The sequence below is a fragment of the Bordetella sp. genome, from assembly GCF_051960075.1.
Lineage (GTDB): Bacteria > Pseudomonadota > Gammaproteobacteria > Burkholderiales > Burkholderiaceae_B > Bordetella.
Genome location: NZ_JBQCER010000010.1, coordinates 1 through 10874, shown reverse-complemented (window position 1 = coordinate 10874; position 10874 = coordinate 1). Strand labels below are relative to the sequence as shown.

9 protein-coding genes and 2 pseudogenes are annotated in these 10874 nt (G+C 65.4%); 5 read left to right on the top strand and 6 right to left on the bottom strand.

The genetic code is table 11. The features are described 5' to 3' along the window. From plsX to ACTHJ1_RS01080, 3 genes and pseudogenes are all read right to left on the bottom strand, one after another. Positions 1-815: pseudogene (gene plsX, locus ACTHJ1_RS01090) on the bottom strand (phosphate acyltransferase PlsX); the annotation flags it as partial. Positions 816-887: 72 nt separating this feature from the next. Beyond that, entirely contained in the window at positions 888-1070 is a 183-nt protein-coding gene (gene rpmF, locus ACTHJ1_RS01085; RefSeq protein WP_330915443.1) for a 50S ribosomal protein L32, read from the bottom strand. 70 nt (positions 1071-1140) lie between these two features. Continuing rightward, a complete protein-coding gene (locus tag ACTHJ1_RS01080) occupies positions 1141-1761 on the bottom strand; it encodes a YceD family protein (protein WP_440186532.1) in 621 nt (206 codons plus the stop codon). Between the two features lie 98 nt (positions 1762-1859). Here ACTHJ1_RS01080 and ACTHJ1_RS01075 point away from each other — a divergent pair, with 98 nt between their 5' ends. The 3 genes from ACTHJ1_RS01075 (at position 1860) to ACTHJ1_RS01065 (ending at position 4035) form a co-directional block, all read left to right on the top strand. Next, positions 1860-2471, top strand: coding sequence for a Maf family nucleotide pyrophosphatase (locus tag ACTHJ1_RS01075; protein WP_440186528.1), 612 nt, complete (start codon positions 1860-1862; stop codon positions 2469-2471). Further along, a complete protein-coding gene (locus ACTHJ1_RS01070) occupies positions 2468-3190 on the top strand; it encodes an SAM-dependent methyltransferase (protein ID WP_440186526.1) in 723 nt (240 codons plus the stop codon). Before ACTHJ1_RS01075 ends, ACTHJ1_RS01070 begins: the two co-directional genes overlap by 4 nt. 104 nt (positions 3191-3294) lie before the next feature. Continuing rightward, positions 3295-4035: an N-acetylmuramoyl-L-alanine amidase gene (locus ACTHJ1_RS01065; RefSeq protein WP_440186524.1), complete on the top strand. Its 741-nt coding sequence runs from the start codon at positions 3295-3297 to the stop codon at positions 4033-4035. A gap of 27 nt (positions 4036-4062) precedes the next feature. Here ACTHJ1_RS01065 and ACTHJ1_RS01060 read toward each other — a convergent pair whose 3' ends face one another. The 3 genes from ACTHJ1_RS01060 to ACTHJ1_RS01050 form a co-directional block, all read right to left on the bottom strand. Continuing rightward, positions 4063-5481: a type II toxin-antitoxin system HipA family toxin gene (locus tag ACTHJ1_RS01060; protein WP_440186522.1), complete on the bottom strand. Its 1419-nt coding sequence runs from the start codon at positions 5479-5481 to the stop codon at positions 4063-4065. Beyond that, the gene (locus ACTHJ1_RS01055; RefSeq protein WP_440186520.1) at positions 5478-5957 is read right to left on the bottom strand and encodes a helix-turn-helix domain-containing protein; all 480 of its coding nucleotides are present in this window, start codon (positions 5955-5957) and stop codon (positions 5478-5480) included. The genes ACTHJ1_RS01060 and ACTHJ1_RS01055 overlap by 4 nt, the downstream gene beginning before the upstream one ends. Positions 5958-6188: 231 nt before the next feature. Beyond that, the gene (locus ACTHJ1_RS01050) at positions 6189-9110 is read right to left on the bottom strand and encodes an Rne/Rng family ribonuclease (RefSeq protein ID WP_440186518.1); all 2922 of its coding nucleotides are present in this window, start codon (positions 9108-9110) and stop codon (positions 6189-6191) included. A 675-nt stretch (positions 9111-9785) separates the two neighbouring features. Here ACTHJ1_RS01050 and ACTHJ1_RS01045 point away from each other — a divergent pair. Both ACTHJ1_RS01045 and ACTHJ1_RS01040 read left to right on the top strand, forming a co-directional pair. Continuing rightward, positions 9786-10694, top strand: coding sequence for an RluA family pseudouridine synthase (locus ACTHJ1_RS01045; RefSeq protein ID WP_440186530.1), 909 nt, complete (start codon positions 9786-9788; stop codon positions 10692-10694). Positions 10695-10772: 78 nt separating this feature from the next. Next, positions 10773-10874, top strand: a pseudogene (locus ACTHJ1_RS01040) (HAD family hydrolase); the annotation flags it as partial.

The following is a 10874-nucleotide window of genomic DNA, read 5'->3' as shown; positions in this document are numbered from 1 at the left end:
GGCTTGGCGACGAGGTAGCCGAGCTTGGCCCGCAGGCCCCCTGTCATGATCGCGTCCTTGAGGGCAGCGGTGAACATGGTGGCGGTGCCCTCGGCGATCTTCAGCGCCACGTTGCCGGTAAAGCCGTCCGTGACCACGACGTCGGCGACGCCCTCGGTCACGTCCGTGCCCTCGACGAAGCCTTTGAAGTCGATCGGCAGGCCGCTGTCGCGCAGCATCGCGGCGGCGCCGCGCACCACGTCGTCGCCCTTGCCCTCCTAGGTGCCGACGTTGAGCAGCGCCACGCGCGGCTTGGCGACGCCGAGGATGACGCGGGCGAAGACCTCGCCCATGACGGCGAACTGGAACAGGTGCTCGGCCGTGCAGTCGACGTTGGCGCCCAGGTCGAGCACCGTGGTGGCGCTGCCCAGCTGATTAGGCAGCGAAGTGGCGATGGCAGGGCGGTCGATACCGTCCAGCGTCTTCAAGACGTAGCGCGAAATGGCCATCCACGCGCCGGTATTGCCGGCCGAGACGCAGGCGTCGGCCCGGCCGTCCTTGACGGCCTGGGCGGCCAGGCGCATGGAAGAATCTTTTTTTCGGCGCAGGGCAACCTCGACCGGATCGTCCATCGTGACGACCTCGGAGGCCGGCACGATTTCGATGCGGTCGCGAGGCACGTGACGATGCCCGGCCAAGGCGGCCTCGATCTGGTCGGCCAGGCCGACCAGCAGCAGCTGGGTATCCGGAAACTGACGGGCGAATTCGACCGCTGCCGGGATGGTTACAGGCAAGCCGGCGTCGCCGCCCATGCAGTCGATGGCGATGCGTATCACGGAAAACTTGAATCAGCTCGGCCGAATGTACGCATAAACGCTACGCACGAAGCCGCAAATGTGGGCGACGATTTATTCGTCGGCCTTGGTCTTCAGAACCTTGCGGCCACGGTAAAAACCGTTCGGGCTGATGTGGTGGCGCAGATGCGCTTCGCCGGTGGTGGGCTCAACCGCGGTGGACGGGTTGACCAGAAAATCGTGCGAGCGGTGCATGCCGCGCTTGGAGGGGGACTTCTTGTTTTGCTGAACAGCCATGATGACTCCTAGAAACGGGCAGCATTGTACGCGATGCGGCCCGCGAAAAACACCTGTGTACGTTTACAACTTACCTGCGCTTGAGCTGCTCGAGCACCGCGAACGGCGACGGGCGGCGTTCGGTGGGCTCCTGCTTCGCCGCGGCGCTGGCCTGCGCGCCCGGGCATACATCATGCCTGGGCACGTAAGGGACGTTCAATATCAGTTCGTCCTCGACCTGGGCCAACAGGTCGAAATGTCGCGAACCCACTACTTTTTCGGGGTGGCCCGTCGAGGGGGCCGCGGCAGCATTTTCATCGTCCTCATCCTCATCGTCCGAGAACGAGTCTTCATCATCGTCTTGCAAGACACTCAGCTCGTCGTCCAGATCCGCTTCGGATTCGACCAACTGCAGCATAGCCTGCGCGTCCACCGGAAAGGCGAAGGGCTGACCGCAGCGCTGACAGTCCAGAAGCAGATCGGCCCGCACATGCAGATGCAAAAGAGACTGCCCGGAAATCACGCCGGTCTTGCCGGTGCCCTGACCGATCGAACCCTGCACTTGCCAGGCCGCCAGACCGCTTTGCTCGGGCAGCCCCTCGCATAGCCGCAAAAGGCGCACCAATGCGATTTCGCCTTCTACCAGGCCGCCATTTTTTGCCAAAGCAAAAACATCGACATTGCGTGGATCGGCCGAATTTCTCGCTACCATCGGATTACCCCACCCCACACGGTCAAATGCCAAGCCAGACAGGGCCCGCAAAAACATTAGATAATACCGTGACTTACGACCAATTGTCAAAATACAGCATGCCTGCAGTCACTACCCAGCCCGCCTTGATTCTGGCTTCCAGCTCCCGCTATCGCCGCGAAATGCTCGCCCGCTTGCGCCTGCCTTTTTCCGCGGTCTCGCCCGATATCGACGAAACCCCCCGCCCGGGCGAGGCGCCCGCCGATCTGGCGCTGCGCCTGTCCGAGGAAAAGGCGCGGGCCGTGGCGGCGAGACACCCCGACTGCGTCGTCATCGGCTCGGACCAAGTGGCCACCGTGGATGGCCAGCCCCTGGGCAAGCCGGGCGGCTTCGAGCGCGCCGTCGAACAGCTTACCCTCCTGTCAGGCAGAGAGGTACAGTTTCATAGCGCCCTGGCCGTGACCGACGGCTCGCGCACGGAACGGACCGACATTGTCACGTACTGCCGTTTCCGAGTTCTTACGCCGGCAGCCATCGAAGCCTATCTGCACGCCGAGCAGCCCTACGACACGGCCGGCAGCGCCAAAGCCGAGAGCCTGGGCATCGCCTTGATGGAAAGCATGCAAAGCAGTGATCCCACCGCGATCATCGGCCTGCCGCTGATCGCGCTTACGCGCATGCTGACCTCGTTCGGCCTGGATCCGCTGCGGCACGCCGGAGCGCAGGCATGAACGGCGCGAACCGCGGCGCCCTGCATCTGATCCCCGTAGGCCTGGGCGACGCGCCCACGACACGCTGGCTACCCGAGGACGTGCGCGCCCTGGCGGCCCGGCTCGACACCTATATTGCCGAAAACGCCAAGACGGCGCGCGCTTTTCTCAAACAGGCGGGCACGGTGCGGCCTTTGCAGGAAATCACCAGCCACACGCTGTCGCCCGACACCGACGCGGACCAGATCGTGCAATGGCTCAAGCCCCTGCGCTCGGGCGCCGAGATCGGACTGGTATCGGAAGCCGGGTGCCCGGCCGTGGCCGACCCCGGCGCGCGCGTCGTGGCCGAGGCGCATCGGCAAGGCCTGGCCGTGCGGCCCTGGGTCGGACCGTCGTCCATTCTGCTGGGCCTGATGGCCAGCGGCCTGGACGGCCAGCGCTTCGCCTTTCATGGCTACGCACCGGTGGACCCGGCCGAGCGCGCCAGACAGCTGCGCGCCTGGGAACAGGTTTCGGCCAAGCACAACCAGACGCAGATGCTGATCGAGACCCCCTATCGCAACGCCGCCATGTTCAAGACCATGCTGGCCGCTCTGCGCGGCGACACACGCCTGTGCGTCGCCCGCTCGCTCACTACCGCGGACGAATGGGTGCGGACGCGCACGGTGGCCGACTGGAAGCAGCAGTCTGCTCCCGATCTGGACAAGCAGCCCGCGCTCTTCCTGTTCCTTGCCAGGTGATGCGATGATGCGCATGCCTCTTCATGATCGCCACGCCTAGCCTCATGCGATACACCGCTCCATGCACAGTCGTCCGCGTCGCGTCCGCCCTGGCGGCGGCCGGCATGGCGATCCTGCTATCCGGCTGCGCCACCGATCCGGTGCCCATCGACCGCTCGGTGCATGCCGTCTCCCAGGACAGCCGCGTGCGCTATGTGGTGCTGCACTACACCGCTCTGTCTGCTGCCGAATCGCTGCGCGTGCTGTCCACCGAGGACGTCAGCGCTCATTACCTGATCACCGATTCCAGCCCACCGCATGTCTATCAGCTGGTGCCCGAGACGCGCCGGGCCTGGCATGCAGGCGAGAGCTCGTGGTACGGCGAAATATCGCTCAACGACAGTTCGGTCGGCATCGAGATCGTCAATCTGGGCGACAGCACAGGCGTGTGGCAGCCGTACACGCCGGAGCAGATCCGGATGTTGATTCCTCTTCTGCGCGCCATCGTGCGGCGCAATGGGATCGAGCCGCAAAATATTGTGGCGCACAGCGACATCGCGCCGCAGCGCAAGGTCGATCCAGGTCCGCTGTTTCCGTGGCATCTGCTGGCGCGGCAAGGCCTGGGGCGCTGGTACGATGCCGCTGCCGAAACGGCTGTGCTGGCGCAATTGCGCACCGAGCCGCTGCCCGATGTGGGCTGGTTCCAGCAACAGCTGCATCGCCTGGGCTACGACTGTCCGCAAGATGGGCAAATGACGCCCGCCACGCGGCGCGTGATCGCGGCGTTCCAGATGCATTATCGGCCGTCGAACTACGACGGCATGCCGGACGCGGAAACCGCGGCGATCATGATGGCGATGAAGTGATCGCCGCGGCGGGTCCAGACCCGCGCCTTACCGGGCGCCCCGACTGGTTTGTCGGCGCATCAGCGAAATGACCAGTGGGTGCGCCAGAAAGTGCGCGAGCAGCTTTTCTTTCTGCGCGGCGGTCAACCCGGAACTTTCAATCATGCCGGGCCAGCGCCCTACCGCTGCGGCGACCGCATGCCGCACGACGGCCGTGGCGGGCTTTTCAGGAATCTCGAGCAGCGCGCAGAATTCGCGCACCACCGCGGGGCTCAATCCGGGTTTGGCGGCATGGCCGGCCTGGGCGGCGGCGGCGGAAATTTTTGGCTTGGCCGCGGCCCTGCCGGTATTGGGCGGCCGGCGCTCCGGCGGCAAAATGTGCAGCGCATGGCCGATCCGTTTGTTGTATGCGGCGTAGGCCACGATATCGTAGGCAGGCGGCAGCCGCGGCGTCCGGCCGTCCGGATAGATCACGCCGATGTTTTTCAGATGCATATCGGGATTGCCCAACATCTCGTTGACCACCAGACGGCGCAGCAGTTCGTGCACCGCAAGTTCCCCCAGGGAGGGAAACGCCATCATGGTATTGGCCACGTCCAGATAGGTTCCGCCGGTGTATTTTTGCTCGGGCATGACGTCCAGGATCTGGGCGAAATCCTCGCAATGCACACGCGCTGAAGGGTTGCTGCCGGCATCGCGGTCGTAGCGGACGACGGCGAGAAACTGCGTTTTCGCGTCGGCCTCGCCCAGATCGTAGCCATGCTCGATCGACAGCTTCTCCAGTGGCTCAAGGCGCGCCTGAACCGCCGATACGCCGGCCGCTTCGGCCAGGCGCAGCGACAGGGCTTCCAGCTCGGGCAGCAGGGGCTGGCCAACCACGGGCAGCTTGGCGATGATGTGCGCATCCTTTAGCCGAGTGCGGCCCACGTAGCGCCCCCCTTCGAACTGCACACCGACCTTGGGCTGCACACCGGAGAGAGAGATGCCTTCTTCCAGCGGCTCGGCGGTCACCGTCAATTCCAGGGCATCGGCGTCCTGCGTGACATAGCGCGCAAGCGCGCCGCGCGTCAGGTCCACGGGACGCGCGCTGAGGTTGCCCGGCAGGTCCCGACCGCAGGCGGCCAACATTTCGAAATGATCTTTGGGATCGCAGCCACGCAACTCGGCGACTCGATCGCGGAACACGCCTTCGGGCAGCAGGTTCTGGAAAAAGGCGGGCAGCAGCCAGCCGTTGGCCGGACTGGACCGGCCGTTAAAGAGCGGCGAGCGCACGTCGGCCCATAGCGAGCGCTGGGTCTCGGGGTCGTCGGCCAGCATAGATAGAGACATCACCGGTTGACTGGGCAGCGCGGCGAAAGCGTCGTCGGCCACGAAGCGGACGACGACATGGCTTGCTGCCGGAGCGTATTGAAACAACACACCGACCCGGCGTTCGCCCAGATAAATGGCCAGCGCTTTGATGTTCATGACTTCTTCCTGCCGCCGGGCCGCCCCAAGGTAGGAAGGCCCCCTTGGGGGGCAGCAAGCCCGGAGGGCGCAGCGTGGGGGCCCTTCACGCCGCCGGGCCGCCCCAAGGCAGGAAAGCCCCCTTGGGGGGCAGCAAGCCCGGAGGGCGGCGGCGGAAATTCCGGCTCGGCGTCCAGACGGGCCTGCAGGGCTTCACGCGCAGCCTGCAGCCGGGTTTTGACGGCGGAGTGGGTCGGTGCCTGGGGAATCAGATCGGCCAGGCCGGGCGCAGCTTCCTTGGGCACGACCACGAGTTCCAACCCCAGACGGTCCAGCACGGACATCAGCGTGGTGATCTTGTAGTCCATGCGCCCGCTCAGCATGTTCTCCAGGGTGCGACGGGCCAGCCCCGCACGTGCGCCCAGCGTGCGCTGGGATATGCCTTGCGCCTTGAGCTGCGCACGCAGTAGCTCGGACAGATCGAGTAGAGATTTCATGACCTAACAAAGTAGGATATATATGAAAAATCCTACTTTAGTAGGTCATTTCCGTCAACTTATGGACTACTAAAGTAGTCAACACATTGATATGCCTACTTTAATAGGGCGGAAATCTCATTAGGTCCTCCTGCCAGCTTGGGACAGAAACCGCAGACGAGAAAAAACCCGCTGAATGCGCAAGGCATCCGCGGGTTTTTGCCGTCAGGCCCCGCGACGCGGGGCTGCAATTCAGCGGCGCGTCTCGACCTGTTGCAGCGGCGCGCTGGAAACCGGCGCGACGGGCTTGGGCTCGCGCCCCAGGCGCACGGCCACCGTACTGGCGGCGATGCGCTGCTGCGTCTGAGCATGGCGGGCCGGATCGGTTTCCACCCAGGTCAGACCCGCGGCGTTGACGATGCCATGCAGCGTGCTGGCCTGCACCGGCTCGGCAACGACGGGCGCAACCGCATATGCAGGAGGCGGCGCCACGGGAACCGGCGCGGCAGGTTCGACGATCGGTTCCGGCGCAGGCGCGGGCACCGCCGCAACGGCGGGGACCGGCACGCCAGGCTCGGTCGCGGCAGGCGGCTCGGCCATCCGGAAAGCGGGAGGTGTTTCCTGAGCTTCGGCATGCGCAGCCACGATAGCCTTGATCACGAGGCTTTCGGGATCCTGCCGGGCAGCAGGAGCGGCCTCGGCGGCGACGGGTTCGACCGGTGCCGCAACCGGCGCAGCGGAAACTGGCGCAGCGACAACGGGCTCAGCGGCAACCGGCTCAGCTTGGGCCGGCAGGTCTTCGTCCTGATCGCGCTGGTCATCTTCCTGGCCTTCGACGCTCAGGCCCGTGCCTTCATCGCCATTGCGACGGCCACGACGGCTGCGGCGACGGCGACGCTTGCGCTCGGGATCGCCTTCAGCCTGGTCGCCCTGCGCATCGAAAGCGCCGACGATCTGCTCATCGGTTTGTTCCTCGACAAGCGGTTGAACCGCGGCATGCGTATGAACCGCGTGCTCAGCCGCAACGGCAAGGTTCGCGGTCTCGGTCGTGTTCAACACGTCCTGCTCGCTCGAAGCCGGGTTGGCGCCGTCCTCGCGGCGACCACGGCCGCGGCGGTTGCGGCCGCGGCCATTGCGCGGAGCGGCCGATTCGTCGCCCTGGGCGGCTTCCGGCGCGCGTTCGGGACGAACCGCCGCATCGCGCTCGGCGCGCTGCTCGGTACGTTCGCTGCGCGGCGCGCGCTCTTCATTGCGGCGGTTGCCGCGTGCATGTTGCTGGCGGCCGGCATTGCCTTCCTGCTCGCCGGCAGCTTCCGTGCCGCCGCGGCGGTTGTTGCGCGAACGATCGGAGCCATGGCGTTCGCCGCGGCGTTCCTGGCCGTCGTGGTTGCGGCGGCCGCGGTTGGCACCGCCGCCGCGGCGGGCTTCTTCACTGCCGGCCTGGACCGGTGCAGCAGGCGTCTCGCCGCCGCCGGTAAACCAGTTGAGCACTCGCTTGAGCAAACCGCCGCCGGGCGCGGGTGCAACGGCGACAGGCGCCGGAGGAGCCGCGTGCACAGGCGCCGGCTGGGCCGGAGTGATGCCCTTGACCAGCGCCTCGGGCTTGGCCTTGACTTCGACGGTTTCGGTATGCGGCGACCAGGTTTCGATGGTGGACGGCGCCTCGACCAGCTCGAAGCTGGTCTTGGTTTCTTCCAGGCGCGGGTCGTCGTGGCGCAGGCGCTCGATGTGATGGTGCGGCGTTTCCAGGTGCTTGTTGGGGATGAGCACCAGATTGACCTTCAGGCGCGCCTCGATCTTGGAGATGTCGGTGCGCTTTTCGTTGAGCAGGAAAGTGGCCACCTCGACCGGCACCTGCGCGTGCACGGCGGCGGTGTTTTCCTTCATGGCCTCTTCCTGCAGCAGACGCAGCACGTGCAAGGCGCTGGACTCGGCGTCGCGGATCACGCCGGTGCCGTTGCAGCGCGGGCAGGTGATGTGCGAACCTTCGTTCAGGGCCGGGCGCAGGCGCTGGCGCGACAGCTCCATCAGGCCGAAGCGCGAGATCTTGCCCATCTGCACGCGGGCGCGATCGAAATGCAGCGCATCGCGCAGGCGCTGTTCGACGGCGCGCTGGTTCTTGCCCTCTTCCATGTCGATGAAGTCGATCACGATCAGGCCGCCCAGGTCGCGCAGACGCAGCTGGCGGGCCACTTCCTCGGCCGCTTCCAGGTTGGTGCGCAGGGCCGTCTCTTCGATGTCGGAGCCCTTGGTAGAACGCGCCGAGTTCACGTCCACGGCCACCAGCGCTTCGGTGTGGTCGATGACGATGGCGCCGCCCGACGGCAGGTTGACCGTGCGCGAGTAGGCCGTCTCGATCTGGTGTTCGATCTGGAAGCGCGAAAAGAGGGGAATGTCGTCGCGGTAGCGTTTGACGCGCTGCACGTTGTCCGGCATCACCACGCTCATGAAGGCAGTGGCCTGCTCGGCGATCTCGTCGGTATCGATCAGGATCTCGCCGATGTCGGGCGAGAAGTAGTCGCGGATGGCCCGAATGACCAGGCTCGATTCCAGGTAGATGAGGATGGGGGCGGCATTGTCGCGGGCAGCGCCGTCGATGGCCGTCCAGAGCTGCATCAGATAGGCCAGATCCCACTGCAGTTCTTCGACGTTGCGGCCGATGCCTGCCGTGCGGGCGATGATGCTCATGCCTTGCGGCACGTCGAGCTGGTCCATCGTCTCGCGCAGTTCCTGGCGGTCCTCGCCCTCGACGCGGCGCGACACGCCGCCGCCGCGCGGGTTGTTGGGCATGAGCACCAGATAGCGGCCAGCCAGCGAAATGAAGGTGGTCAGGGCCGCGCCCTTGTTGCCGCGCTCTTCCTTCTCGACCTGGACGATGAGTTCCTGGCCTTCTTTCAGGGCGTCTTGAATGCGCGCGGTGCGCACATCGACGCCTTCCTTGAAGTAGGTGCGAGCGACTTCCTTGAAAGGCAGGAAGCCGTGGCGATCTTCGCCGTAGTTGACGAAACAGGCCTCGAGGCCGGGTTCGATGCGGGTAATGACGCCTTTGTAGATGTTGCCTTTGCGCTGTTCGCGACCGGCGGTTTCAATATCGAGATCGATGAGTTTTTGCCCATCGACGATGGCGACGCGCAGTTCTTCCTGGTGCGTCGCGTTAAACAGCATGCGCTTCATGAATGCAATTCTCCGTAGTCAGGAACGCGCCGGGTTCGGCGCGCGACCTCGGATCACTCGGGCGGCAAACTGAAGCGGAGAAGGCGCGGACCGTACCCGGGCTCTACGGCCAGGGCGTATCCGCCGCGGGTCAGGCGGGCACGTCGTGCCGGATGGCACGAGGTTCTTTCAGCAGGACAGTCAACTTCACGTGGGTTGTGGATGACGGGATGGTTGCTGGGAACGTCAGATGCGGCGGCGGGCTGGGCCACGCTGCGCGCACCTGGTGCGTAAAACGATTGCGACGATTCTCTTGTGCTTCAGGTCGCATGCGGCTGCCAGCTCGAAAAGCCAGGCGCCGCCGACCAAGGGACCCCGGCGCTGAACTCGCAGGCAGTACAATGGCGGCATCATGCCGGACGGAGCCGCGCGTGGCGTTCGGATTTTGCTCGAACGCGCTTCTTGTAATGTAAGACGCGCATCTCTACGTCCAGCCGTGCCCTGTCCATATGACGGCATGGGCGGGATCAACCCCTTAAGGTTCTGGCGATTGTATCCCTGCTTTCCGCAATGCGCAAAAAACACCCCCACGCCACGTCCTCCGAGTCAGCCGCCCCAAAAGAGGGCGTTTTTACTTCAAGGCCGCCCGCAGGCGCCCGCGGGGCAACGCCTACCCGCCCCGCCCCCGCCGTCCGCCTGGTCGAGATCGATGCAGAGCACGATGGCCAGCGCATCGACAACTTCCTGATCCGGCTCTGCAAGGGCGTCCCCAAAAGTCACATCTATAAAGCCATCCGCGGCGGACAGGTGCGCATCAACAAGGGACGCATTGATGCCGATTACCGCCTGGCGGCGGGCGACGTGCTGCGCGTGCCGCCGCTGCGGCTGCCCGATCCCGGCGCACCCCGGCCTGTTCCGGGTGCAGAATTCCCCGTGATCTTCGAAGACGACGCCCTGCTCGTGATCGACAAGCCTGCCGGCGTGGCAGTGCATGGCGGCAGCGGCGTATCCTTCGGCGTCATCGAGCAGCTGCGCGCCGCCCGCCCCGAGGCCAGCTTTCTGGAACTGGTGCACCGGCTCGACCGCGAGACCTCGGGCCTGCTCATGGTGGCCAAGAGGCGCAGCGCCCTGCTGGCCCTGCACGCCATGTTGCGCGAAGGCAAAGGCGGCAAACATTATTACGCTCTGGTCGAAGGCGACTGGGTCAACGACCGACAGCACATCAAGCTGCCGCTGACCAAATGGACGACCGCCAGCGGCGAGCGCCGCGTCAGAGTCGACCATGACGGCGGCCTGTCGGCCCACACCATCGTCACACTGCAAAAGCGCTACGGCGGCTACAGCCTGATCGATGCCGAACTGCGCTCCGGGCGCACCCATCAGATCCGGGTGCACCTGGCCGCTAGCGGCTTTCCCATCGCGGGCGACGACAAATACGGCCGCGACGAAACCCGGGCCGCGCTGACCAAACAGGGTTTCAACCGCATGTTCCTGCATGCACACAGCCTGACCCTGCCCCACCCGCTCACGGGCGAGACCCTGGCGCTGAACGCGCCGCTGCCCGAAGCCTGTACGCGGCTCCTGAATCAGTTGGAGAAAATATGAAACGATCCACGCACTCACTGCGTTCGCTACTCTCAAAGGGGGCTTCAGCCTCCTTCGGGCGTCCGTGCGGAGGCTGACATGTCCTATTCGCTGGTGGTGTTCGACTGGGACGGCACCCTGATGGATTCCACCCACACCATCGTGGCCGCCATACAGGCTTCCTGCCGCGACCTCGAACTG

Excerpts from the sequence above, each read along its gene's own strand:
- ACTHJ1_RS01055 (WP_440186520.1), bottom strand. The coding sequence starts at position 5,957 with ATGAAATCTCTACTCGATCTGTCCGAGCTACTGCGTGCGCAGCTCAAG.
- ACTHJ1_RS01060 (WP_440186522.1), bottom strand. The coding sequence starts at position 5,481 with ATGAACATCAAAGCGCTGGCCATTTATCTGGGCGAACGCCGGGTCGGT.
- rpmF (WP_330915443.1), bottom strand. The coding sequence starts at position 1,070 with ATGGCTGTTCAGCAAAACAAGAAGTCCCCCTCCAAGCGCGGCATGCAC.
- ACTHJ1_RS01065 (WP_440186524.1), top strand. The coding sequence starts at position 3,295 with ATGGCGATCCTGCTATCCGGCTGCGCCACCGATCCGGTGCCCATCGAC.
- ACTHJ1_RS01070 (WP_440186526.1), top strand. The coding sequence starts at position 2,468 with ATGAACGGCGCGAACCGCGGCGCCCTGCATCTGATCCCCGTAGGCCTG.
- ACTHJ1_RS01080 (WP_440186532.1), bottom strand. The coding sequence starts at position 1,761 with ATGGTAGCGAGAAATTCGGCCGATCCACGCAATGTCGATGTTTTTGCT.
- ACTHJ1_RS01075 (WP_440186528.1), top strand. The coding sequence starts at position 1,860 with ATGCCTGCAGTCACTACCCAGCCCGCCTTGATTCTGGCTTCCAGCTCC.
- ACTHJ1_RS01050 (WP_440186518.1), bottom strand. The coding sequence starts at position 9,110 with ATGAAGCGCATGCTGTTTAACGCGACGCACCAGGAAGAACTGCGCGTC.